The sequence below is a fragment of the Kocuria flava genome (assembly GCF_001482365.1).
GTDB classification, from domain to species: Bacteria; Actinomycetota; Actinomycetes; order Actinomycetales; family Micrococcaceae; genus Kocuria; species Kocuria flava.
Genome location: NZ_CP013254.1, coordinates 2874454 through 2897204, shown reverse-complemented (window position 1 = coordinate 2897204; position 22751 = coordinate 2874454). Strand labels below are relative to the sequence as shown.

The window sequence follows — 22751 nt, the reverse complement described above, 5'->3', positions numbered from 1 at the left end:
GCTCGCCGCCCTCCTCGGCGCCGCCCTGCTCCTGCTCCTGCGCGGCCCCTCCCGACCGGACCGGCCCGGCGCCCGCCCGCCCGCCGACGACCCCGACCGCGGGGACGTCCCCGGCTGGGTGATGCTCACCCTGATGTCGGCCGTGCTCGTGGCCGGACTGCTCCTCGTGGCCCAGCCGGCCCTGGAAGGGCTGTTCCGGGACGCCATCGGCCGCGTCAGCCAGAACTGACCGTGCGGCCCCTCCGAGACCCGCGCGCGCCCGCCCGGCGCCGCGCTCGCGCGCCCCTCGGCCGGGAGTCCGTCCCGGCCGGTCCGGTCCGCTCGGGGTGCGCTCCGGGCGGCGGAGCGCAGGACGCGCCCGGCACCCTGCCTCCGGAGCACCCCGACCGGGGCAGCGCCGTGGCCGAGTACGTCCTCGTGGCGGGGCTGCTCGCCCTGCTGTTCACCGGGACGCTGCAGCTGGCGCTGGCCCTGCACGTGCGCAACACCCTCATCGACGCCGCGGCGGCCGGAGCCCGCTACGGCACGCTCGCCGACCGCACGCCCGAGGACGGCGTCGCGCGCACCCGGGAGATCATCGCCGGCCACCTCGGTCCGGCGTACGCCCAGGACGTCACCGCGGCCCCGGCCGAGGCGGGCGGGGTGCGCACGCTGCGCGTCGAGGTCGTCGCGCCCCTGCCCGTCGTGGCGCTGCTGGGCCCGCCCGAGGCCGTCACCGTCCACGGCCATGCCGTCCTCGCCGGCTGAGGCGCCCCGACCCCGGGGCGGCGAGGGGCGCAGTGCCGGGGCGGAGGCCGCCGACGAGGGCAGCGCCGTGGTGGAGTTCGTCGCACTGGGCACGCTGCTGCTCGTGCCGGTCGTCTACTTCGTGCTCACCGTCGCCCACGTCCAGGCCGGGGCGTTCGCGGTGGTCGCCGCCGCCCAGCAGGCCGCCCAGGTGCTCGCCCGGGCCGAGCCGGGCACAGTCGCCGAGGAGGACCTCGCCGCGGCGGCGCAGCTGGCCGCCGCCGACCACGGCTTCGCCCCCGGCGCCCTCGAGCTCGGCCTCGACTGCTCGGGGGAGGGCTGCGCCGCCCCGGGCGGGGTGGCCACCGTGCGCGCCGCCCTGACGGTGGAGCTGCCGCTCGTGCCGGGCCTCGACGACCTCGGGATCGCGCGGCTGAGCTCGTCGGCCACGGTCGTCGTGGGGCGGTACGCGTGAGCGGCCCGCACCCCGCGCGGCGGGCCCCCGGCGGCGAGGACGACGGGCAGATCACGGTCCTGGCGCTGGGCTTCGCCGTGGTCGCGCTGCTGCTCGCCGTCGTCGTCATGGGCGTCACCGCCGTGCACGTCGGGGAGCGCAGGCTGCAGGTGCTCGCCGACAACGCCGCGCTCGCGGCCGCGGACACGTTCGTCGAGCTGCGCCCGGGCGCCCCCGGGGCGCCACCGGCCACCGTGCTCGACGACGACGCCGTGGCCGGCGCGGCCACCAGCTACCTCGGCACGGTCCGGGCGTGGGAGGACACCCCCGGGCTGGCGCTGGGGGCCCCCACCGGCACCCCCGACGGGCGCACCGCCGAGGTCACCCTCGTCGCGGTGGTGCACCCGCCCGTGGTGAACCTCGTCGTCCCCGACGGGATCCCGATCACCGCCTCGAGCGAGGCGCGGGCCCGGCTGGGCCGGTGAGCGCCGGAGGGCCCTCAGAAGCCGCGCGGCAGGACGGCGTCCCGGTCGAAGTCCTCGACGGAGGCGACCGCCCCCGTCCCGTCGAGCAGCGTCACGGCCCCCGCCCGCCCGTGCTCACCCGCCGGGACGCGGGCGCCCGCGTCGGCCACCACGTTGACCAGGACCGCGCCCGCGGGCACGTGCACCCCGTCGAGCAGCACGCAGTGGCGCACGACGGCGCCCTCGTCGACCACGACCCGCGGGCCGAGCACCGAGTGCTCCACGGTGCCGGCCACGACCGCCCCGGCGGCCACCATCGACCCGCGCACCTCGGCCGAGGCGGCGACGCGGGCGGGCACCAGCTGCGGCTGGGCGGTGAGGATCGGCCAGTCGGGGTCGTCGAGGGCCACGCCCTCGCCGTCGAGCAGCTGCAGGTGGGCGGTCCAGTACGACTGCACCGTGCCGAGGTCCATCCAGTAGCCCTCGAGCCGGTGCTCGACCACCCGGGCGTGCTCGACGAACCACGGCACGAGGTCGTTGCCGTAGTCCTCCAGCTGCCCCTGGCGCTCGTGCAGCTCCTCGAGCGCCTCGAGCAGCCGGCCGGCGTCGTAGAGGAACATCTCGCCCGCCACGAGCCGGCCCCGCGGGTCCTCCGGCTTGTAGTCGAAGCCGGTCACGACCCCGTCGTCGTCGACCTGGACGACCCCGTAGCGGGAGGGGTCCTCGGCCACCTCGGTGGTGACCATGGTCAGGTCCGCGCCCTGCTCGAGGTGGGTGTCGACGACGTCGAGGAAGTTGATCGTGTAGAGGTGGTCGGCGCTGAGCACGAGCACGAGGTCCGGGGCGAACTCGCGGATCAGGTCCTTCTGCCGGTAGATCGAGTCGGCGTTGCCCTCGGCGAAGCCCTCGCCCTCGGCGCCCTGGTACGGGGGCAGGACCTGCAGCCCGCCGTGGGTGCGGTCCAGGTCCCAGGGGCGGCCGTTGGCCAGGTGGGCGTTGAGGCCGTGGGGCAGGTACTGCTGGACCACCCACACGTCGGAGATGTGGGCGTGCACGAGGTTGGACAGGGCCACGTCGATCAGCCGGTAGGTGCCCGCCACGGGCAGCGCGGGCTTGACCTTGTCCTCGGTCAGGGCGCCCAGGCGGGAGCCCTTGCCGCCGGCGAGGACCAGGGCCAGGATCCGGGGAATGCGCACGGTCGCGTCCTCTCTGCTCCGTTGTCCGTGTGCTCATCGTGCCAGAGCCGGGCGGGGGAGCACCCGGGGCGATTTGCCCCCATGGGATAATCTTGGCTTCCATGGCCTCCCTTGACTTCCCGGCTGAGATCTCCGCCCTCCGATCCACCTTCGCCTCCATCGAGGCGGTGAGCGACGTCGAGGCCCTCGAGCGAGACGTCGCCGAGCTCTCCCGGCAGGCGACGGCCCCGGACCTGTGGGACGACCCGGCCGCGGCGCAGAAGATCACCTCCCGGCTCTCCCACAAGCAGTCGGCCCTCGACCGGCTCGGGGAGCTGCGCGGTCGCATCGACGACATCGAGGTCATGGTCCAGCTCGCCGAGGAGGAGGACGACCCCGAGACCCTCGAGCTCGCCGGCGAGGAGCTCGCCGCCGTGAAGAAGGCCCTCTCCCAGCTCGAGATCCAGACCCTGCTCGCGGGCGAGTACGACGAGCGCGAGGCCGTGGTCACCATCCGCGCCGGCGCCGGCGGCGTGGACGCCGCGGACTTCGCGGAGATGCTGATGCGCATGTACCTGCGCTGGGCCGAGCGCCACGGCTATCCGACCGCCGTGCTCGACACCTCCTACGCGGAGGAGGCGGGGCTGAAGTCGGCGACCTTCGAGGTCAAGGCCCCCTACGCGTTCGGCACCCTGTCCGTGGAGGCCGGCACGCACCGGCTCGTGCGGATCTCGCCGTTCGACAACCAGGGCCGGCGCCAGACCTCGTTCGCCGCGGTCGAGGTCATCCCGCTGATCGAGCAGGACGACTCCATCGAGATCCCCGAGAACGAGATCAAGGTCGACGTCTTCCGCTCCTCGGGCCCCGGCGGGCAGTCGGTGAACACCACCGACTCCGCGGTGCGCATGACCCACCTGCCCACGGGCATCGTCGTGTCGATGCAGAACGAGAAGTCGCAGATCCAGAACCGCGCCGCCGCCCTGCGCGTGCTCCAGTCGCGGCTGCTGCTGCTGCGCCAGGAGCAGGAGAACGCGAAGAAGAAGGAGCTCGCCGGCGACGTCAAGGCCTCCTGGGGCGACCAGATGCGCTCCTACGTGCTCAACCCGTACCAGATGGTCAAGGACCTGCGCACCAACCACGAGGAGGGCAACCCCTCCGCCGTGTTCGACGGCGCCATCGACGCCTTCGTCGACGCGGGCATCCGCTGGCGCGCCGACCAGCGCCACGCCCCCGCGGACGCCTGAGCCGCACGGGCGGGGCGATCCGGCACCGCCGCGTCCCGCCCCGTGCGCCGCACCGTTGCCCGGGACCGCGCCGGCGGACCGGCCGGGTCCCGGGGCCGGTCCGCCGCCGGGCGCGGTAGCGTAGGATGGTCGTTCTGCCGCGCCCCCGGGCGCGGCAGCGGGACGCCGTGCGGGCGGACCCGCACCAGCCGAGCGCACAGTCGAGGGAGGGGTGGGCCATGGCCAAGGCCAAGAAGGACAGCGGCCGCCAGGTGATCGCCAGCAACAAGAAGGCCCGCCACGACTACCACGTCCTGGACACCTACGAGGCCGGCCTCGCCCTGATGGGCACCGAGGTGAAGTCCCTGCGGATGGGCCGGGCCTCGCTCGTGGACGGCTTCTGCCAGTTCTACAACGGCGAACTGTGGCTGGAGCACGCCTACATCCCCGAGTACCTCGCCGGCTCCTGGACCAACCACGCGGCGCGGCGGCGCCGGAAGCTGCTGCTGCACCGGGAGGAGCTCGCGAAGATCGAGCAGAAGACCCGGGAGACCGGGTTCACCATCGTGCCGCTGTCGCTGTACTTCGTCGACGGCAAGCGGGTGAAGGTCGAGATCGCGGTGGCCAAGGGCAAGAAGGAGTACGACAAGCGCCAGACGCTGCGCGAGAAGCAGGACAACCGCGAGGCCCAGCGGGCGATGCGCTACAAGAACATGGGCTGAGCCCGGAGGACCCTTGCACCGCCCCGTACCCCGCGGTAGACTGGGTCGTCCCGCTCCGGCGGGGTGCTTGGAAACAGAATACGGGGATGATCGGTTTCGACGATGTGTGTTGAGACAGGGGAAGCGGGTCGAGGACGCAGAGTTATCTCGTAAACGCTCTCTGTAAAACAATAGTTGCCAATTCCAAGAGCAACGTCGCCCAGTCTGACCTCGCGCTCGCCGCGTAACCAGACCACCAGGTGACTGTCAGCCCGGGTTCGCCTTCGGCCCGGGGTCTGGCATCAGCCAGAAGGCCACTGCTCCGAACGGGTGTCGCGGACGTCCGGAGAACATCAACTCGCGACTGAGTCCGTCGGCCACGGGTCTGCACGAGGGCCGGGACTGAGAAGACGCTACGCAGACTGCACCCGGAGAAGCCCTGACGAAGCTGCATCGGACGGGGGTTCAATTCCCCCCATCTCCACGATTCCCCGGCCGGGGAGCGCCCACCGGCGCTCCCCGGCCTTTTCCGTGCCCGGACTCGGGGCCGGGCGCGGCCGCGGCCCTGCACACCGGGGGCCGTGCGGCCCCGGCGAGGCCCCGGTGTGACAAGCTGGAGGACGTACGGACGACCGACGAAAGGCAGCACCATGAGCCACCCCGACCACACGCCCGACCCGGACCGCGACGCGGACGCCCCGCGCCACGAGGGCCGGAGCGAGCCGGAGTTCGGGCAGCGCGTCGAAGGGGCTCCGGCCGGCCCGTCCTACCAGCCGCCGCAGTACGGCCGGGGCGAGCCGGGCGGACAGTACACCGCCCCGGGCTACGGCCAGCAGGGCCAGTACGGCCAGCAGGGCCAGTACGGCCAGTACGGCCAGCAGGGCCAGTACGGCCAGTACGGCCAGCAGGGCCAGTACGACCAGGCACCGTACGGCGGGGCCTACCAGGGCTCCTACGACATGGGCCGGTACGGCGCCCCGGCCAAGCCCGCGGGCACGGGGCTCGGCATCGCCGCACTCGTGCTGGGCATCCTGTCGCTGCTGGGCTCGTGGCTGTTCGGCCTGGGCTTCGTCCCCGGCGTCGTCGGCCTCGTGCTCGGCATCGTCGCCCTGCGCAAGCTGTCCCGGGCGCAGGGGGCGTCCAAGGCGGTGCCGGTGATCGGCATCGTCCTCAGCGCCCTCGGCATCGTGGCCAGCGTGCTGTTCTTCTTCGCGATCCTCTCCTTCATGGGCCCCGTGCTCGACGCCGTGAACGGGCCCTGCAGCCAGTACCTCAACGACCAGGCCGCCCTCGAGCAGTGCCTGATGGACGAGATGCAGCTCAACGCCATGGCGCAGTGACCGCACCGGGGACCCGGTGACCGGGTCCCCGGTGCGTGCGCGGCCGACGGGGAGGGCGGGACGGCGAGAGCCGTCCCGCCCTCCCCGTCCGTCCCTCGCACCCCGTCCGTCGTCGGGGCGCCGGGGCCCGGGAGCTCAGCCGCGGGCGGGGGCGAGCCGCTGCAGGACCTCGTCGTGGAGCAGGCCGTTGCTGGCGAGGGCGTTGCCGCCGAACGGCCCGGGCTCGCCCTCCAGGGACGTGAACCGTCCTCCCGCCTCCTCGACCAGGGGCACGAGCGCGGCCATGTCGTGGAGGTTCAGCTCGGGCTCGCACGCGAGGTCCACCGCCCCCTCGGCGACGAGGCAGTAGGACCAGAAGTCGCCGTAGGCGCGGGTGCGCCACACGTCGTCGGTGAGCTCGAGGAACTGCTCCCGCACGCCCAGGTCCCGCCAGCCGGTCAGCGAGGAGTAGGACAGGGAGGCGTCGGCGAGCCGGTCGACCCGCGAGACCGTGATCCGCTGGGCGCTGGCCAGGGACTTGCCGATGTAGGCACCGGAGCCCGTGGCGGCCCACCAGCGCCGGCCGAGGGCGGGGGCGGAGACCACGCCCACCACGGGCCGGCCCTCGTCGACGAGCGCGATGAGGGTCGCCCACACCGGCACGCCCCGCACGAAGTTCTTCGTCCCGTCGATGGGGTCGACGACCCACTGCCGGGCCCCGCTGCCGCTGCTCCCGAACTCCTCGCCGATCACGGCGTCCCGGTTGCGCGCGCGCCCCAGCTGGGTGCGGATCAGCTGCTCGGCCTCGCGGTCCGCGTCCGTGACGGGGGTGAGGTCGGGCTTGGTGTCCACGGCGAGGTCCTGGGCCTTGAAGCGCCGCATGGTCAGGCGGTCCACGGCGTCGGCCAGGATGTGGGCGAGGCGGAGGTCGTCGGTGTAGGTGCTGGGACTGCGCATTGGTCCAACCTACCCCGAGACGGTTCCCCGCCTGGTCGGAGCGGGGCCGGGGGCCTCAGCCGACGCCCAGCTCCTTGTCCTCCGGGGCGTCCCCGGAGCCCTCGCGGGCCCGCAGCAGCCGCCGCAGCGACGCCAGCCGGGCGGCTCCCGCGGCGCCGGCCCGCCCCCGGGCGACCCAGCCGTCCAGGGCGCAGCCGGGGGAGTCCTCGGTGTGCCGGCAGCCCTTGGGGCACTCGGCGATGGCCCCGCCGAGCTCGTCGAACGCCTCGACGATCCGGTCGGGGTCCACGTGCGCGAGGCCGAAGGAGCGGATCCCCGGGGTGTCGATGATCCACGAGCCCGGGGAGGCGTCCTCGACCTTCAGGGCCAGGGCCGACGACGACGTGTGCCGGCCGCGCCCCGTCACGGCGTTGACCCCCCCGGTGGCGCGGTCGGCGCCCGTGAGGGCGTTGACGAGCGTGGACTTGCCGACCCCGGAGTGGCCCAGCAGCACGGAGACGCGCCCGTCCAGACGCTCCCGAAGGGCCTCGACGAGGCCCCTGTCCAGCGGCAGGCTCGCGCCGTCCCCGGCGGGCGCGGCGCCGGCGGCGGGCCCGGAGACGAGCACGGGCAGGTCGAGGGCCGTGTAGTGGGCCACCAGCCCGGCGGGGTCGCGCAGGTCGGTCTTGGTGATGCACAGCAGCGGGTCGATCCCGGCGTCGTAGGCGGCCACGAGCGCCCGGTCGACGAACCCGGTGCGCGGCTCGGGCTCGGCCGCCGCGACCACCACCACGAGCTGGTCCGCGTTGGCGACGACGACGCGCTCGACGGGGTCGTCGTCGTCGGCGCTGCGCCGCAGCACGGTCGAGCGCTCCTCGATGCGCACGAGGCGCGCGAGGGTGTCGGGGGCCCCGGTGACGTCGCCGACGAGCCCCACGAGGTCCCCGGCCACCACGGGGCGTCGGCGCAGCTCCTTGGCGCGCACGGCCACCACGAGCCGCTCCGCGTCGGTGTCCTCGTCGAGCACGGCCGTGTAGCGGCCGCGGTCCACCGTCACGACCCGGCCCGTGACGGCGTCCTCGTGGGCGGGCCGGTCCTTGGTGCGCGGCCGGGACCCCGACTTGTGCGCCCGCACCCGGACGTCGGTCTCGTCCCAGTCCCGGCGGGTGGAGCTCCTACGCGCCACGGCCCCGCTCCACGAGCTCGGCCCACAGCGCGGGGAACTCGGGCAGGGTCTTGGCGGTCGTGGCGATGTTCTCCACGACCACGTCCGGGACCACGAGCCCGACCACGGCGCCGGCGGTGGCCATCCGGTGGTCCTCGTAGCTGTGCCACGTCCCCCCGTGCAGCGGTGCCGGGCGGACGACCAGCCCGTCCGCCGTCTCCTCGGCGTCCCCGCCCACCCGGTTGATCTCGGCGACCAGCGCGGCCAGCCGGTCCGTCTCGTGCCCGCGCAGGTGGGCGATCCCGCGCAGCCGGGACGGGGTCGAGGCCACGGCGCAGATCGCGGCGACCGTCGGGGCGAGCTCCCCGGCCTCGGAGAGGTCGAGGTCCACGCCGCTGACGACCTCGGGCCCCGTCACGGTGAACGTCCCGCCGGCGAGCTCGGCCTGCGCCCCGAAGGCGGGCAGGATCTGCTTCCAGTGGTCCCCGCCCTGCGTGGTGCGCCCGGGCCACCGGGGCACGCTGACCCGGCCCCCCGTGACGACCGCCGCCGCGAGGAAGGGCCCGGCGTTGGAGAGGTCCTGCTCGACCTCCACGTCGAAGGCGCGCACCGGCCCGGGCGCCACCCGCCACTGCGAGGGCACGGTGTCGTCCACGTCCACGCCCAGCTCCCGCAGGACCTCCACCGTCATCTGCACGTGCGGCATCGAGGGCACCCCCCGGCCCCCCGCGCCGCGGTGGCGCAGCACGAGCCCCTCCTCGAAGCGCGGGGCGGCCAGCAGCAGGGCGGAGACGAACTGGCTCGAGCCCGTCGCGTCGATCTCCAGCTCCCCGCCGCGCACCCGGCCGGTGCCGTGCACGGTGAACGGCAGCCGGCCGCGCCCGTCGTCGTCCACGCCCACCCCGAGCGCGCGCAGGGCCCGCACCACCGGCGCCATGGGCCGCACGCGCGCCGCCGGGTCGCCGTCGAAGGTCACCGCCCGGCGGGTCAGCGCGGCGACGGGCGGGACGAAGCGCATGACCGTCCCGGCCAGCCCGCACTCGACCCGCACGGGGTCGCCGGCCTCCCGCGGGGCGGGGCCGACGACGAGGTCCGGGCCGAAGTCGCCGTCCCCGGGGACCTCCTCCACGGCGGCCCCGAGGGCGCGCAGGGCGGCCACCATCAGCCGGGAGTCGCGCGAGTGCAGGGGCTGGCGCAGCCGGCACGGGCCGTCGGCGAGGGCGGCCAGCAGCAGGTAGCGGTTGGTCAGGGACTTGGAGCCCGGCACCGTCAGGGCGCCGGAGACGGGACGGGAGCCCGCGAACGGGGCCGGCCACAGCTCGTGCTGCGGGACCGGCCCCGCCGTGCCGGGTGCGGGGGCCTCGGGGTGTCTCACCGGTGGGACCCGCCGGTCAGGACTGCTTGACCGCGTGCTGGACGGCCTTCTCCGCCCGGGCGACCTGCTTCTGGGTGTCCTTGCCCAGCTTCCGCGCGTTCTTCTTCACGTCCTCGGCCAGGTGCTCGGCGCGCCACAGGAGGGAGGGGCTGCCCTCGGTGTCGACGGCGGCGAGCATCACGGCCCCCACCAGCGAGCTGTTCTTGAAGGCGGTGCTGCGGCGGGCCGCCTTCTGCTCCGGGGTCCCGGCCTCGGCGGCGCGGTAGTCGGCGTAGGCGTTGAGGGCGGTCGTCGTCACGAGCACGCCCGCCGAGAGGCGGGGGAGGCGGCCGAGGGCGAAGAGCACGGCCGCGCCGACCTGGGCGGCGGCGAGGCCCTGGGCCACCATCGCGGGGTTGCCCAGCGCGGGGCCGGCCTGCGGGAAGGCCTTGCCGGCCGCGGTGACGACCGGGGCGAGGTGCTGGGCGGCGCTCGACGAGTTGCGGAAGGACTCGACGCCGTTGGCCACGTAGCCGGTGGCCAGCAGCGGGCGGGCGATGCGACGGACGATGCTCATGGTCTTCTCCTCTGCGGCCGGCAACCGCGGGGTCGGGTCGTGCGGGACGGGACTGCGGCGGAGGCCGCCGCGCGTTCCATCCTAGCCGCGCCCTCCCGCGCGGGGGCCAGCGCCGCCCCGGGGCGGCGGGCCCGTGCGGCACCGGCGCGTGCCGCGGCGGCGGGTGCCGCACGGGGCGCGGCGGGGAATAGCGGCCCGGGGGTGCCCCGTTGCACCGGGGGAGCAGGACCGGGGACCCCGGTCGTCGTCGTGCGAGCACCCGTGGGCACCGGCCCGCCGGGGGGAAGGAGGAGCCGTCGCCCCCGCCCCGGCGCCCCGGCGCCCGCCCCGCCCGCCGTAGGATGGGCGGTGATGAACGAGCAGAACCAGCAGGAGGCCGTCCCCGCCCGGACCGAGCCGCCCGTCGACGTCGCCACCGAGACCACCGAGGACCGCAAGGCGCGCTTCGAGCGGGACGCGATGGAGTACGTGGACCAGCTCTACGCGGCCGCCCTGCGGATGGCCCGCAACCCCGCCGACGCGGAGGACCTGGTGCAGGAGGCCTACACCAAGGCGTTCTCGGCCTTCCACCAGTACCGGCCCGGGACGAACCTCAAGGCCTGGCTGTACCGGATCCTGACGAACACCTACATCAACCTCTACCGCAAGCGCCAGCGCGAGCCGCAGCAGGCGAACACCGACACGGTGGAGGACTGGCAGCTGCACCGGGCGGAGTCCCACACCTCCTCGGGCCTGCGCTCGGCGGAGGTGGAGGCCCTGGACCACCTGCCCGACACCGACGTCAAGCGGGCCCTGCAGGAGCTGCCCGAGGAGTTCCGGCTGGCGGTGTACTTCTCGGACGTCGAGGGCTTCGCCTACAAGGAGATCTCCGAGATCATGGACACCCCCATCGGCACGGTGATGTCCCGCCTGCACCGCGGGCGCAAGCTGCTGCGCGAGAAGCTGGCCGACTACGCCGCCGAGCGCGGCTTCGACACCTCGAAGGTCACGGCGGACCGGAAGGCCGCCGCGGACAAGAACAAGGAAGAGGACCACTAGACATGGCCGACTGCGAGAGCCTGGGAGGCTGCACGGACGAGCGGATCCGGCGGATCTACGAGTACCTCGACGGGGTGCTCCCGGCGGACGACCTCGAGGACATCCACGGGCACCTGCGCGAGTGCCCGGCCTGCGCCCGGGAGTACGACCTGGAGTGCGTGATCCGCTCGGTCGTCCGGCGCTCCTGCTCGGAGACGGCCCCGGCGGACCTGAAGGTCTCGATCCTCGCCCGGATCCACGCCCAGCGACAGCGACCGCCGGCGGCCTGAGACGATCTCCCCGCGCCCGTCCGGCGCCGCGGGTCCCGGACGGGCGCGGACGTGCGGAAGGGCCCCGGACCGATCGGTCCGGGGCCCTTCCGTCCACGGCGGTGCCGGGTCCGCGGGGGACCTCAGGCGTTGGGGCGCTTGCCGTGGTTGGCGCCGCCCTTGCGGCGGTCCTTGCGCTTGCGTCCTCGCTTGCTCATGCGAGCCTCCTGTCTTCCGCGGGGGTGCCGCGGTGGATCGTGGTCGTCGTCGTCCGTTCCCGCACGGTCGGGGACCGCGGCGGTGGCCGGACGGGGCACTGCCCGCCATTGTCTCACACGCCCCGCGCCGCCGCCGCACGGCGGGGCGGGGTCACTGCGGCTCGGGCAGGTCCAGCCAGGCGTACCAGCCGCGGTGGAGCACGAGCCAGGCCATCAGCCCGTAGCCGGCCTGCCCGGGGCGGCCGTGGTTGGCCGCGAGGTCCTTGCGCCACTGCTCGTGGTGCTGGAGGGGGTTGAAGGTGTCCACGTAGACGTGGTTGCGCCGGGTGGTGACGTCCGCGTACGCCGCGGAGAGGTCGGCGATCCGCCGGTTGCGCCCCGTGTCCAGGGTGGGCGGGGGCCCGACGACGAGCACGCGCACGTTGTTCTGCGAGGCGGTGTCGATGATGTTGGCCATGTTCAGCCGCGAGCGGGCGCTCGTGATGCTCAGGTCGATGTCCCGGGTGGAGGGCGCGATGACCAGGCGGTTGTCGTGGCCGGGGGCAAAGCGGCGGCCCGCCTCGCCGAGCCAGCGCTCGTTCAGCGACTCGCTGCCCTCGTCCGGCGCGGCGAGGTTGTAGGCGGACACGGGCGCCGCGTGGCGCGGGGTCCGGGCCATGACCCGCCCGAACCAGCCCAGGGCCCGGGGGTCGCCCTCGCCGGCCAGCAGCTCGTCACCGACCGCGACAATTCTGATCCTTCGTTGCTCCACGTCGTTCTTCCTGCTCGGGGGATGGGGGCGGGGCGCAGTGCGGGGCGCGTGCTCAGGCGCGCTCGAACGCCGTCTGGACGAGGGTCTCCAGCTCGGCGGTGTGCCGCTTCGCGGAGCCGTTGGCCGGGGAGGCCGAGGCCGGGCGGGAGGCCAGCCGCACCTTCCGGTCGAGCTCGGGCACCAGGTTCACGGCCATGAACGGCCAGGCGCCCTGGTTGGCGGGCTCGTCCTGCGCCCAGGTCAGGCGCGCCTGCGGGTACTTGGCCAGCTCCTCCTTGATCTCGGCCAGCGGCAGCGGGTGCAGCTGCTCGACGCGCACGATCGCGGTGGTGGTGTCCTGGTTCTTCTCCCGGGCGGCCGCCAGGTCGTAGTAGAGCCGGCCGGAGACCAGCACCACGTCGGTGACCTTCGCCGCGTCCAGCCCGGCCCGGTCGCCGATCACCGGGCGGAAGGTGCCGTCGGTGAACTCCTCCACGGGGGAGGCGGCGGCCTTCAGGCGCAGCAGCTGCTTGGGCGTGGCCACGACCAGCGGCTTGCGCGGGCGGCTGTAGGCCTGCCGGCGCAGCAGGTGGAAGTGGTTGGCCGGGGTGGAGGGATTGGCCACGACCATGTTCTTCTCCGCGCACAGCTGCAGGAAGCGCTCGATGCGCGCCGAGGAGTGGTCCGGGCCCTGGCCCTCGTAGCCGTGCGGCAGCAGCAGCACCAGCGAGGAGCGCTGGCCCCACTTCTGCTCGGCCGAGGCGATGAACTCGTCGACGACGATCTGGGCGCCGTTGACGAAGTCGCCGAACTGGGCCTCCCACACGGTCAGCGCCTCGGGGCGCTCCACGGAGTAGCCGTACTCGAAGCCCAAGACGGCGTACTCGGAGAGCAGGGAGTTGTAGATCGCCAGCCGCTCCTGGTCGCCGGCCAGGTGGTTCAGCGGGGTCCACTCGGCGCCGGTCTCCGCGTCGAAGATCACGGCGTGGCGCTGGGTGAACGTGCCGCGCCGGACGTCCTGGCCGGACATGCGCACCGGCACGCCCTCCATGAGCAGGGAGCCGAAGGCCATGAGCTCGCCCATGCCCCAGTCCACGCCGCCCTCGCGGGTCATCGCCTCGCGGCGCTCCAGGAGCTTGCGCAGCTTCTTGTGCACCGTGAAGTCCTCGGGGATCTCCAGGTGGGCGGCGCCGATCCGCTGGGCGACCTCCGTCGAGATCGCCGTCGAGCGGGGGATGGACACCCCGGAGTCCGCCTGCTGGGCGGAGGGTCGCTCGATGTTGGAGATCGCGGCGGAGTCGCCGGTGACCAGCGGGATCGAGGAGGTCTGCGCCTCGTGCGTCTCGGCGAAGACCCGCTCCAGGCGCTCCTGGTAGTCCTTCAGCGCCCGGTCGGCCTCCTCCTGCGTGATGTCGCCGCGGCCCACGAGGTTCTCGGTGTAGATCTTGCGGGTCGAGCGCTTCTGCTCGATGAGGTCGTACATCAGCGGCTGGGTCATCGAGGGGTCGTCGCCCTCGTTGTGCCCGCGCCGGCGGTAGCACATCAGGTCGATGACCACGTCCTTGTGGAAGGCCTGCCGGTAGGCGAAGGCCAGCTGGCCCACGTGGGTGACGGCCTCGGGGTCGTCGGCGTTGACGTGGAAGATCGGGGCCTGGAAGCCCTTGGCGATGTCGGTCGCGTAGGTCGAGGAGCGCGCCGCCGAGGGCGCGGTCGTGAAGCCCACCTGGTTGTTGACGATCACGTGGACCGTGCCGCCGACCGCGTAGCCGGGCAGCAGGGCCATCTGCAGCACCTCGGCCACCACGCCCTGGCCGGCGAAGGCGGCGTCGCCGTGGACCTGGATGGGCAGCACCGGGAAGGTGCCGTCGCCCTCGGGGCCGGCGCCCAGCACGTCGGTCTTGGCGCGCACGATGCCCTCGATCACCGGGTCGGCCGCCTCGAGGTGCGAGGGGTTCGCGGCGAGGTAGACCTGGGTCTCGTTGCCGTTGTCGGAGGTGAAGGTGCCCTCCGTGCCCAGGTGGTACTTCACGTCCCCGGAGCCCTCGGTGGTGCGCGGGTCCTGGCTGCCCTCGAACTCCCGGAAGACCTGGGCGTAGGACTTCCCGGCGATGTTGGTCAGCACGTTGAGCCGGCCGCGATGGGCCATGGCGATGCCGACCCCGGCGAGCCCGGCGTCGGCCGCGTCCGAGATGATCTCGTCCAGCAGGGGGATGAGGGACTCGCCGCCCTCGAGGGAGAAGCGCTTCTGCCCGACGTATTTCGTCTGCAGGAACGTCTCGAAGGCCTCGGCGGCGTTGAGGCGGCCGAGGATGCGGAACTGCTCCTCGCGGGAGGGCTTCTGGTAGCCGTGCTCGAGCTGGTCCTGGAACCACTCGCGCTCCTCCGGCTCCTGCAGGTGCATGTACTCCACGCCCACGGTGCGGCAGTAGGCGTCGCGCAGCCGGCCCAGGATCGTGCGCAGGCTCAGCACGTCGGCCCCGCCGAAGCCGCCGGTGGGCCACTCCCGGTCGAGGTCCCACAGGGACAGCCCGTAGGTGAGCACGTCGAGGTCCGGGTGCTTGCGCATCACGTACTCGAGGGGGTTGGTGTCGGCCATCAGGTGCCCGCGCACCCGGTAGGCGTGGATCAGCTGCTGGATCCGGGCGACCTTGTTGACCTGGATCTCGGGGTTGACCTGGTTGTCCACGGCCCAGCGCACGGGCTCGTAGGGGATCCGCAGGGCCTCGAAGATCTCGTCGTAGAACCCGTCCTCGCCCAGCAGGTAGGACTCGATCAGGCGCAGGAACTCGCCCGAGCCGGCGCCCTGGATGACCCGGTGGTCGTAGGTCGAGGTCAGGGTGATGATCTTGGACACGCCCTGGCGGGCGATGGTCTTGGGGGAGGCGCCCTTGAACTCGGCGGGGTAGTCGAGCGCGCCCACGCCGATGATGCACGCCTGGCCCTTCGACAGCCGCGGCACGGAGTGGACGGTGCCGATGCCGCCGGGGTTGGTCAGGGACACCGTGGTGCCCTGGTAGTCCTCCATGGTCAGCTCGTTGGTGCGGGCCCGGCGGACGATGTCCTCGTAGGCGGACCAGAACTGCTGGAAGCCCATGGTCTCGGCGCCCTTGATGTTCGGCACCACGAGGTTGCGGGAGCCGTCCTTGTTGGGGATGTCGATGGCCAGGCCGAAGTTCACGTGCGCGGGGTGGATCGCGACCGGCTTGCCGTCCTGCTCGTCGTAGAAGACGTTCTGGGACGGGAAGTTGGCGAGGGCCTTGATCACGGCGTAGCCGATGAGGTGCGTGAACGAGACCTTGCCGCCGCGGTTGCGGGCGAGGTGGCTGTTGATGACGATCCGGTTGTCGATCAGCAGCTTCGCGGGCACGGCGCGCACGGTCGTGGCCGTGGGCACGGTCAGGGAGGCGTCCATGTTCGCGGCCACGGCCTTGGCGGGCCCGCGCAGCTTGACGACCTGGTCCTCGGCCGGCGGCTCCGGGGCGGCGGCGCGCGGCTGGGCCGGCTGGGCGGGGATGGGGCGCTTGGACGCGGTCTCGCCGTGCTCGGTCTCCGGGCGGTTCTCGGCCTTCGCCCCGGACTTGGCGGGGCCGGGGGCGGCCGCCCGGGACGCGGCCGGGCGCTCGACGCGGGCTTCTCCGCCGGCCCCGCGGCCTGCTTCCCGGCCGGCTGCGCGGCGGCGGGCTCCGGTGCCGCGCCGTCCTCCGCGCTCATGGCCTCGAACACCGGCCACCACTTGCGGTCGACCGAGTTCCGGTCCTCCTGGTACTTCTCGAAGAGTTCGTCGACGAGCCACTCGTTACCTGCGAATTCTTCAGGGATCAGATGCTGTGGCTGATGTGGCACGGGGAATACGCCTCTTCCATGTTGTTCGCGCGGGAGCCTCCTGTCCGGTCCCCGCAGTGTCGGTGTTCCGGCGGCGTCCGGACCTGCCGCCGGGCTCGTCGCGGCCGCGGCCGCCCGGGGACCGGCCGGCTCGTCCTCCGGGACGTCCCGGCCGGTCGTCCGGGCGGGCGCGGCCGTACCTCCGGTCGAGTCTAGTGACGCGCGCGGCGGCATGGCTAGTCCGCGCGGGGCGGGCCCCGGCGGCGTGTCGGGGGCCCGCGGCTAGACTGGCGGGCGTGCGCTTCCTCAACACCCCCACCTCGGACCTGACCTACGACGACGTCTTCCTCGTCCCCTCCAGCTCCCGGGTCACCTCCCGCTTCGACGTCGACCTCGCCCCCCGCGACGGCACCGGCGCCACGGTCCCGCTGATCGCGGCGAACATGACGGCGGTCACCGGCCGGCGCATGGTCGAGACCCTGGCCCGCCGCGGCGGGCTGGGCATCCTCCCGCAGGACATCCCGCTGGACGTCATCGCCGAGGTGGTCGGGTGGGTCAAGGAGCGTTCGCCCCGCTTCGAGACCCCCGTGGTGCTGGCCCCCGAGGACACCGTGCACGACGCCCTGGGCATCATGCACAAGCGCCCCCACGGCGCCGTGGTCGTGTGCGGGCCCGGCCGCACCTACCGGGGCGTGGTCCTGGCGGGCGACTGCACGGAGGTGGACCGCTTCACCCAGCTGGGCTCGATCATGCGCACCGACGCGCCCGTCCTGCCGCTGGCCGACGTGCTCGCCGACGGCGCGCACGCGCAGCACGGCGTCCTGGCCGCCGCCTACGACCGCCTGACGCAGTCGCGGGTGCACGTGGCCCCCGTCCTGGACGGCGACGAGGTCGTGGGCGTGCTCACCCGCAAGGGCGCCGTGCGCTCCACCATCTACACCCCCGCCCTCGACGACGCCGGGCGGCTGCGGGTCGGGGCCGCCGTCGGCATCAACGGCGACGTCCGCGGCAAGGCGCGCGCCCTCGTCGAGGCCGGCGTGGACGTGCTCGTCGTCGACACCGCCCACGGCCACCAGCGGCGGATGCTCGAGGCCCTCGAGGCCGTGCGTGCCGTGGCCCCCGACGTCCCGGTCGCGGCCGGCAACGTGGTGACCGCCGACGGCGTGCAGGACCTCGTCGACGCCGGCGCCGACATCGTCAAGGTCGGGGTGGGCCCCGGTGCGATGTGCACGACACGGATGATGACGGCCGTGGGCCGCCCCCAGTTCTCGGCCGTGCTCGAGTGCGCGGAGGCCGCCGCCGGCCTGGGCCGCCACGTCTGGGCCGACGGCGGGGTCAAGCACCCGCGCGACGTCGCCCTCGCGCTCGCGGCCGGGGCCAGCCAGGTGATGATCGGCTCCTGGTTCGCCGGCACCCACGAGGGGCCCGGGGACCTCAACGTCGACGCCGACGGGCGGATGTACAAGGAGAGCTTCGGCATGGCCTCGACCCGCGCCGTGCGCGAGCGCACCCGGGAGGAGGGCGCCTTCGCCCGGGCGCGCAAGGCCCTGTTCGAGGAGGGCATCTCCAGCTCCAAGATGTACCTGGACCCGCAGCGCCCGGGCGTGGAGGACCTCGTGGACCACATCACCGCCGGGGTGCGCAGCTCCATGACCTACGCGGGGGCCACGACGCTCGAGCAGTTCGCCGCGCGGGCGGTCGTGGGCGTGCAGTCCCGCTCCGGCTACGAGGAGGGCCGGGCACGGCCCGTCAGCTGGTCCTGAGCCGCCGGGGCTCCGGTATCCTGGAGCTCCCATGGACTCGTACAGTAGTTGCCGGCCCGGCCGCGGCGTCCCCCGCCGCGGCCCCCGCGCCGGCGCCCCCCGTTCCCCCCGCCCCGCCGCTCCCGCCCCCGGGCGCGGACCGGCCTCCCGGGGAGGCCCCGCCTGATGGACTGGCTGCTGCTGGCCACGGGCCTGCTCCTGATCCTCGGCACCGGCTTCTTCGTCGCCGTGGAGTTCTCCCTGGTGGCCCTGGACCAGACCACGGTCCGCCGGGCGATCGCCGAGGGCGACCGCCGGGCCGAGCCCCTGCTGAAGTGCCTGCGCTCGCTGTCCACCCAGCTCTCGAGCTGCCAGCTCGGGATCACGCTGACGACGCTGCTGACCGGCTACACCCTCGACCTCGCGCTCCAGTCGTTCCTGCGCGAGCCGATCATGGACCTCACCGGCCTCTCCGCCGCGGCCGCCGGGGGCGTGACCCTGACGATCTCGATGCTGATCTCCACGCTGCTGTCGATGCTCGTCGGCGAGCTCGTGCCGAAGAACTGGGCGATCGCCGAGGCCTACCGCGTCGGGCGCGCCCTGGCCCGCCCCCAGCTGGTGTTCACCGCCGTGTTCAAGCCGTTCGTGCTGGGCCTCAACGGCGTCGCCAACCGGGTGCTGCACCTGTTCGGCATGGAGGCCAAGGAGGAGCTCTCCGGGGCCCGCTCGCCCGAGGAGCTGTCCTCGATGGTGCGCCGCTCCGCGAAGATGGGCACCCTCGACGCCGGGACGGCCGCGTTCGTGGCCAAGACCCTCACCTTCGCCGAGCGCACGGCCGCGGACGTGATGACCCCCCGCATCCGGGTGCAGATGCTCGACTCCCACGACTCCGTGGCCGAGGTCGTGGCCGTGGCCTCCCGCACCGGCCACTCCCGCTTCCCCGTCGTCGACGACTCCCCGGACGAGATCCGCGGCGTGGTCCACGTCAAGAAGGCTGTGGCCGTGCCGGCCGACCGCCGCGCCGCCCTGGAGTGCGGGGCGATCATGGAGGACGTGCTGCGCGTGCCCGAGACCGTCCACCTCGACTCCCTGCTCGTGCAGCTGCGCTCCGGCGGGCTGCAGATGGCCGTGGTCGTCGACGAGTGGGGCGGCACGGCCGGCGTCGTCACCCTCGAGGACCTCGTGGAGGAGGTCGTCGGCGAGGTCTCCGACGAGCACGACCGGATCAGCCCCGGCGCCCTGCAGTCGGCCAGCGGCGAGTGGACCTTCCCGGGCCTGCTCCGCCCCGACGAGGTCTCCGAGCAGATCATCGAGCTCGACATCGAGGACGGGCCCGCCTACGAGACCATGGGAGGCTTCATGATGGACCGCCTGGGCCAGGTCCCGCGCGTGGGCGACGCCGTGCCCGTCCAGGGCGGGGTGCTCGAGGTCGCCCGCATGGACGGGCGCCGGGTGGACCGGATCCGGTTCGTGCCCGCACCGGCCCCGGCGCCGACCGAGGAGGGGACCCGATGAGCGACTGGGCGGGACTGGCCTGGCTCGTGGTGCTGCTCGCGGGCAACGCCTTCTTCGTGGGCGGGGAGTTCGCCGTCATGTCCGCGCGGCGCTCGCAGATCGAGCCGCTCGCGGAGACCGGGCACAAGCGGGCGCGCACCGCCCTCTACGCCATGGAGCACGTCTCCCTCATGCTGGCGTGCTGCCAGCTGGGCATCACCGTGTGCTCGCTGCTGATCCTCAACATCTCCGAGCCCGCGCTGCACCACCTGGTCTCGGGCCCGCTCGGCCGGCTCGGGGTGCCGGCCGAGGTCGCCGACGTCAGCGGCTTCCTCACCGCGCTCGCGGTCGTGACCTTCCTGCACGTCGTGCTGGGGGAGATGGTGCCGAAGAACATGTCGGTCTCCGCCGCGGACCGGGCCGTGCTGCTGCTCGCGCCGCCGCTCGTGCTGGTCTCGAAGCTGGTGCGCCCGGTGATCGCGACCCTGAACTGGACGGCCAACCACGTGCTGCGGCTGATGGGCATCGAGCCCAAGGACGAGGTCTCCTCGACCTTCACCCTGGACGAGCTGCAGTCGATCGTCGAGGAGTCCACCAAGGAGGGCACGGTCGCCGACGAGACCGGCCTGCTCTCCGGCGCCCTGGAGTTCTCCGCCAAGCGCGCCGCCGACGTCATGGTCCCGCTCTCGCACCTGGTGACCCTGCCCGTGGACGCCTCCGCGGCCGACGTCGAGAAGGCCGTGGCCCGCACGGGCTTCTCCCGCTTCGCCCTCGCCGAGTCCGACGGCGAGCTCAACGGCTACCTGCACCTGAAGGACGTGCTCTCCGTCCCGCACGGGCGCTACACCGAGCCCGTCCCGGTGACCCGGGTGCGCTCCCTGGCGAACCTGCCCCCGGACATGGAGATCGACGAGGCCCTGGCGGTGATGCAGCGCACCGGCTCGCACCTGGCCCGCATCGTCGACGCCGGCGGGGCCACGACCGGCGTGCTGTTCCTCGAGGACGTCATCGAGGAGCTCGTGGGCGAGATCCGCGACACGACCCAGGACCGGCGGCTGCGCCGCGGCGACCGCGTCGACAGCGCCGACCCGCCCCGCTGAGCGGCGCCGCTCAGGCGAGCACGTCCACCGCGCCGGGCAGCACGTCCACCCGCAGCGGGGTGGGGCCGGCCCGCTCGCCGTCGGCGTAGGCGACCACCCCCGGGGCCTCGAGCACCACGGAGCGCACGCGCTCGACGCGCACGCACGGCAGCCGGGTGTGCCGTCCCGCGAGCAGCGCCGGCAGCAGGGCCAGCAGGCGGGCCCGGCCCAGGGGGTCCACCCCGACCAGCTCGAGCAGCCCGTCGTCGGCCCGGGCGTCGGGGGCGATCCGCAGCCCGCCGCCGAAGGACGAGGTGTTGGCGAGGTCGAGCAGCAGCCCCGGCCGGTGCGCGGTGCGCGTGCGCCCGGCGGCGTCAACGGTCTCGAGCCGGTAGTCCAGGGGTTTCAGCCGTCGCAGCTCCACGAGCATCGCCGCGAGGTAGCGGGCCGCCCCCCGCAGGCGGGGCCGGCGGTTGGCGCGCTCGTTGACGGCCGCGTCGAAGCCGGCCGCCAGGACCGTGCCGAAGTGCACCGTGCGCCCGTCGCCGGTCCGGACCCGGCCCACGTCCAGGCGGGGCGGGGGCGGGCCGTCGAGCCGGCGCAGGATCCGCCCGGCGGCCGCCTCCGGGTCCTCGCGCGGAATCCCCAGGTGGCGGGCGAGGTCGTTGCCGGTGCCGCACGGGACCAGGCCCAGGGGCACGTCCGCGCCCCGGGGGCCGAGCCCGACGAGCACACCGAGCACCGCCTGGACCACGCCGTCCCCGCCCACGGCCACGACCGCCCGCACCGGGGCGGTCGGCTCCCGCAGGTGCTGCCGGAGGAGCTCCAGCAGGGACCCGAGGTCGGCGGCGGCGAGCACCACCGGCTCCAGCCCCCAGACCCGCAGCACGCCCGCGGCCCGCTCGGCGTGCTCGAGGCCGCGGCCGCGCCCGGCGCGGGGGTTGACGGCCAGCACCACGGTGCCCGCGGCAGAGCTCACCGCGGCCGGCCGCTCACGCGTCGTCCCGGGCGCCGCACGCGGCGCACAGCCCCGAGATCTCCACGGTGTGCTCGACCCGGGTGAAGCCGTGGGCGGCGGCGGTGCGCCCGGCCCACTCCTCCACGGCCGGGGCCTCGAGCTCCACGGTCGCCCCGCAGCGGCGGCACACGAGGTGGTGGTGGTGGTGCTCGGCGGCGCAGCGGCGGTAGATCGCCTCGCCGTCGTCGGAGCGCAGCACGTCGAGCTCCCCGAGCTCGCTCATCGACTGCAGGACCCGGTACGTCGTGGCCAGCGACACCGACTCCCCGCGCCGGCGCAGCAGCGCGTGCAGGTCCTGCGTCGAGATGAAGTCCTCGAGCCCGTCCAGGGCCTCGGCGACCGCCCGGCGCTGCCGGGTGTTGCGGATCTCGCCGGTGCCGCGCCCGGCCGTCCGTGCGCCCACTGCCGTTGCCTCCTCCCGCCCCGGGCGGTGCGCGCGGGGCGCTCCCCAGCTTAACAACTGCCGCGCCCTCCGCCGCTGGCCGCGGCGGCGGGCCCGCTAGGCTGGCGGGATGGAGCTGATCAAGTACACCCACTCGTGCGTGCGGCTCGAGAAGGACGGGCGGGTGCTCGTCCTGGACCCGGGGGTCTTCTCCGGGGCGGAGGAGCTGGCCCGGGCCCTCGACGGCGCCCACCACGTGCTGATCACGCACGAGCACCCGGACCACCTCGACGCGGAGGCCCTGCAGGCCCACCTGCGGGCCCACCCGGAGACCGTCGTGCACGCCCCGCCCGCCGTGTCCGCCGGGCTGCGCGAGGCCCTGGGGGAGCGGTGCGCGGTCCACGACGCCGGGGCGGGGCAGGTGCTCGAGCTCGACGGGTTCACCGTGCGCACCTTCGGCGGCCAGCACGCCCTGATCCACCCGCTGATCCGCACCGTGGACAACGTCGGCTACCTCGTCGACGACACCGTCTACCACCCCGGGGACTCGTTCGTCGTCCCGCACGACGTCACGGCCCCCGTGCTGCTCGCGCCGCTGCACGCGCCGTGGAGCCGGATGGCCGAGGTGATCGACTTCGTGGTCTCCGCGCGGCCGCGCCGGGTGTTCCCGGTGCACGACGCCCTGCTCTCCGACAACGGCCTCGGGGTCGTCGAGAAGCAGGTCTCCGCCTTCGCCGCGACGTACGGCGTCGCCTACCGGCGCCTGGTCCCCGGCGAGCGCGTCACCCTGTAGCCGCCCCGCCCGGCGGACCCCGCCCTCCGGGGCCGCCCGGTCCGGGAACGGCCGCCCGGGTGCGGGCCCCGGGCGGCCGCACCGCACCCCGTC

23 protein-coding genes, 1 other RNA gene and 1 pseudogene are annotated in these 22751 nt (G+C 74.2%); 14 read left to right on the top strand and 11 right to left on the bottom strand.

The window, feature by feature from the left end; translation table 11 throughout:
* The first annotated feature begins 37 nt into the window (after positions 1-37).
* From AS188_RS12965 to AS188_RS12950, 4 genes are all read left to right on the top strand, one after another.
* Positions 38-229, top strand: coding sequence for a hypothetical protein (locus AS188_RS12965; protein WP_058859933.1), 192 nt, complete (start codon positions 38-40; stop codon positions 227-229).
* Between the two features lie 170 nt (positions 230-399).
* Positions 400-747, top strand: a complete 348-nt coding sequence (locus AS188_RS12960; protein WP_058859201.1) for a TadE/TadG family type IV pilus assembly protein — start codon at positions 400-402, stop codon at positions 745-747.
* Positions 728-1201 carry a hypothetical protein gene (locus AS188_RS12955; RefSeq protein ID WP_236944984.1) on the top strand — a complete coding sequence of 158 codons (474 nt, stop codon included), beginning with the start codon at positions 728-730 and terminating at the stop codon, positions 1199-1201. Before AS188_RS12960 ends, AS188_RS12955 begins: the two co-directional genes overlap by 20 nt.
* A complete protein-coding gene (locus AS188_RS12950; RefSeq protein ID WP_058859200.1) occupies positions 1198-1665 on the top strand; it encodes a pilus assembly protein TadG-related protein in 468 nt (155 codons plus the stop codon). Before AS188_RS12955 ends, AS188_RS12950 begins: the two co-directional genes overlap by 4 nt.
* Before the next feature lie 14 nt (positions 1666-1679).
* On the opposite strand, the gene AS188_RS12945 is transcribed toward AS188_RS12950, so the two are convergent.
* Positions 1680-2840, bottom strand: coding sequence for a glucose-1-phosphate adenylyltransferase family protein (locus AS188_RS12945; RefSeq protein ID WP_058859199.1), 1161 nt, complete (start codon positions 2838-2840; stop codon positions 1680-1682).
* 101 nt (positions 2841-2941) lie between these two features.
* Between AS188_RS12945 and prfB the strand changes: the two genes are divergently transcribed.
* The 4 genes from prfB (at position 2942) to AS188_RS12930 (ending at position 6083) form a co-directional block, all read left to right on the top strand.
* The gene (gene prfB, locus AS188_RS12940; RefSeq protein WP_058859198.1) at positions 2942-4063 is read left to right on the top strand and encodes a peptide chain release factor 2; all 1122 of its coding nucleotides are present in this window, start codon (positions 2942-2944) and stop codon (positions 4061-4063) included.
* A gap of 218 nt (positions 4064-4281) precedes the next feature.
* Positions 4282-4764 (top strand): SsrA-binding protein SmpB, encoded by a 483-nt coding sequence (gene smpB, locus AS188_RS12935; RefSeq protein WP_058859197.1) that lies wholly within the window; start codon positions 4282-4284, stop codon positions 4762-4764.
* An 82-nt stretch (positions 4765-4846) separates the two neighbouring features.
* Positions 4847-5230: a transfer-messenger RNA gene (gene ssrA / locus AS188_RS16620) on the top strand.
* A 163-nt stretch (positions 5231-5393) separates the two neighbouring features.
* Complete coding sequence (locus AS188_RS12930; RefSeq protein WP_058859196.1) at positions 5394-6083, top strand: DUF4190 domain-containing protein; 690 nt, start codon at positions 5394-5396, stop codon at positions 6081-6083.
* Positions 6084-6218: 135 nt separating this feature from the next.
* Here the strand turns inward: AS188_RS12930 and hisN are convergent, their stop codons facing one another.
* Genes hisN through AS188_RS12910 form a run of 4 tightly spaced genes read right to left on the bottom strand, consistent with a single transcriptional unit; the run spans position 6219 to position 10094 of the window.
* Complete coding sequence (gene hisN / locus AS188_RS12925; protein ID WP_058859195.1) at positions 6219-7019, bottom strand: histidinol-phosphatase; 801 nt, start codon at positions 7017-7019, stop codon at positions 6219-6221.
* A 55-nt stretch (positions 7020-7074) separates the two neighbouring features.
* Positions 7075-8184: a ribosome small subunit-dependent GTPase A gene (gene rsgA / locus AS188_RS12920; RefSeq protein ID WP_058859194.1), complete on the bottom strand. Its 1110-nt coding sequence runs from the start codon at positions 8182-8184 to the stop codon at positions 7075-7077.
* Positions 8174-9538 carry a 3-phosphoshikimate 1-carboxyvinyltransferase gene (aroA, locus tag AS188_RS12915; RefSeq protein WP_058859193.1) on the bottom strand — a complete coding sequence of 455 codons (1365 nt, stop codon included), beginning with the start codon at positions 9536-9538 and terminating at the stop codon, positions 8174-8176. Before aroA ends, rsgA begins: the two co-directional genes overlap by 11 nt.
* Before the next feature lie 16 nt (positions 9539-9554).
* Positions 9555-10094, bottom strand: a complete 540-nt coding sequence (locus AS188_RS12910; RefSeq protein ID WP_058859192.1) for a DoxX family membrane protein — start codon at positions 10092-10094, stop codon at positions 9555-9557.
* Positions 10095-10445: 351 nt separating this feature from the next.
* Here AS188_RS12910 and AS188_RS12905 point away from each other — a divergent pair, with 351 nt between their 5' ends.
* Both AS188_RS12905 and rsrA read left to right on the top strand, forming a co-directional pair.
* Positions 10446-11132 (top strand): sigma-70 family RNA polymerase sigma factor, encoded by a 687-nt coding sequence (locus AS188_RS12905; protein WP_058859191.1) that lies wholly within the window; start codon positions 10446-10448, stop codon positions 11130-11132.
* 2 nt (positions 11133-11134) lie between these two features.
* The gene (gene rsrA / locus AS188_RS12900) at positions 11135-11401 is read left to right on the top strand and encodes a mycothiol system anti-sigma-R factor (protein WP_058859190.1); all 267 of its coding nucleotides are present in this window, start codon (positions 11135-11137) and stop codon (positions 11399-11401) included.
* 122 nt (positions 11402-11523) lie between these two features.
* Here the strand turns inward: rsrA and AS188_RS17870 are convergent, their stop codons facing one another.
* From AS188_RS17870 to AS188_RS17865, 4 genes and pseudogenes are all read right to left on the bottom strand, one after another.
* Positions 11524-11598 carry a 50S ribosomal protein bL37 gene (locus AS188_RS17870; protein WP_095343185.1) on the bottom strand — a complete coding sequence of 25 codons (75 nt, stop codon included), beginning with the start codon at positions 11596-11598 and terminating at the stop codon, positions 11524-11526.
* A gap of 151 nt (positions 11599-11749) precedes the next feature.
* Positions 11750-12349, bottom strand: a complete 600-nt coding sequence (locus tag AS188_RS12895; protein ID WP_058859189.1) for a GDSL-type esterase/lipase family protein — start codon at positions 12347-12349, stop codon at positions 11750-11752.
* A gap of 52 nt (positions 12350-12401) precedes the next feature.
* Positions 12402-16058, bottom strand: a complete 3657-nt coding sequence (locus tag AS188_RS12890) for a multifunctional oxoglutarate decarboxylase/oxoglutarate dehydrogenase thiamine pyrophosphate-binding subunit/dihydrolipoyllysine-residue succinyltransferase subunit (protein WP_418000809.1) — start codon at positions 16056-16058, stop codon at positions 12402-12404.
* Between the two features lie 20 nt (positions 16059-16078).
* Positions 16079-16384 (bottom strand): annotated as a pseudogene (locus AS188_RS17865) (hypothetical protein); the annotation flags it as partial.
* A 62-nt stretch (positions 16385-16446) separates the two neighbouring features.
* Between AS188_RS17865 and AS188_RS12885 the strand changes: the two are divergent.
* The 3 genes from AS188_RS12885 to AS188_RS12875 all read left to right on the top strand — a co-directional run bounded on the left by AS188_RS12885 (position 16447) and on the right by AS188_RS12875 (position 20486).
* Positions 16447-17913 carry a GuaB1 family IMP dehydrogenase-related protein gene (locus AS188_RS12885; RefSeq protein WP_058859188.1) on the top strand — a complete coding sequence of 489 codons (1467 nt, stop codon included), beginning with the start codon at positions 16447-16449 and terminating at the stop codon, positions 17911-17913.
* Between the two features lie 165 nt (positions 17914-18078).
* A complete protein-coding gene (locus AS188_RS12880) occupies positions 18079-19407 on the top strand; it encodes a hemolysin family protein (RefSeq protein WP_058859187.1) in 1329 nt (442 codons plus the stop codon).
* Entirely contained in the window at positions 19404-20486 is a 1083-nt protein-coding gene (locus AS188_RS12875; RefSeq protein WP_058859186.1) for a hemolysin family protein, read from the top strand. The genes AS188_RS12880 and AS188_RS12875 overlap by 4 nt, the downstream gene beginning before the upstream one ends.
* Positions 20487-20496: 10 nt before the next feature.
* Here AS188_RS12875 and AS188_RS12870 read toward each other — a convergent pair whose 3' ends face one another.
* Together AS188_RS12870 and AS188_RS12865 are read right to left on the bottom strand one after the other, a co-directional pair.
* Positions 20497-21444, bottom strand: coding sequence for a diacylglycerol kinase family protein (locus AS188_RS12870; protein WP_083529451.1), 948 nt, complete (start codon positions 21442-21444; stop codon positions 20497-20499).
* Between the two features lie 13 nt (positions 21445-21457).
* Positions 21458-21886 (bottom strand): Fur family transcriptional regulator, encoded by a 429-nt coding sequence (locus tag AS188_RS12865; RefSeq protein WP_058859185.1) that lies wholly within the window; start codon positions 21884-21886, stop codon positions 21458-21460.
* A 109-nt stretch (positions 21887-21995) separates the two neighbouring features.
* Here AS188_RS12865 and AS188_RS12860 point away from each other — a divergent pair, with 109 nt between their 5' ends.
* Entirely contained in the window at positions 21996-22658 is a 663-nt protein-coding gene (locus tag AS188_RS12860) for an MBL fold metallo-hydrolase (protein WP_058859184.1), read from the top strand.
* Positions 22659-22751 lie beyond the last annotated feature (93 nt).

Bases quoted from the DNA above. Each gene is read 5' to 3' on its own strand.
- AS188_RS12955 (WP_236944984.1), top strand. From the start codon at position 728: ATGCCGTCCTCGCCGGCTGAGGCGCCCCGACCCCGGGGCGGCGAGGGG.
- prfB (WP_058859198.1), top strand. From the start codon at position 2,942: ATGGCCTCCCTTGACTTCCCGGCTGAGATCTCCGCCCTCCGATCCACC.
- smpB (WP_058859197.1), top strand. From the start codon at position 4,282: ATGGCCAAGGCCAAGAAGGACAGCGGCCGCCAGGTGATCGCCAGCAAC.
- AS188_RS12930 (WP_058859196.1), top strand. From the start codon at position 5,394: ATGAGCCACCCCGACCACACGCCCGACCCGGACCGCGACGCGGACGCC.
- hisN (WP_058859195.1), bottom strand. From the start codon at position 7,019: ATGCGCAGTCCCAGCACCTACACCGACGACCTCCGCCTCGCCCACATC.
- AS188_RS12910 (WP_058859192.1), bottom strand. From the start codon at position 10,094: ATGAGCATCGTCCGTCGCATCGCCCGCCCGCTGCTGGCCACCGGCTAC.
- AS188_RS12905 (WP_058859191.1), top strand. From the start codon at position 10,446: ATGAACGAGCAGAACCAGCAGGAGGCCGTCCCCGCCCGGACCGAGCCG.
- rsrA (WP_058859190.1), top strand. From the start codon at position 11,135: ATGGCCGACTGCGAGAGCCTGGGAGGCTGCACGGACGAGCGGATCCGG.
- AS188_RS12880 (WP_058859187.1), top strand. From the start codon at position 18,079: ATGGACTGGCTGCTGCTGGCCACGGGCCTGCTCCTGATCCTCGGCACC.
- AS188_RS12875 (WP_058859186.1), top strand. From the start codon at position 19,404: ATGAGCGACTGGGCGGGACTGGCCTGGCTCGTGGTGCTGCTCGCGGGC.
- AS188_RS12860 (WP_058859184.1), top strand. From the start codon at position 21,996: ATGGAGCTGATCAAGTACACCCACTCGTGCGTGCGGCTCGAGAAGGAC.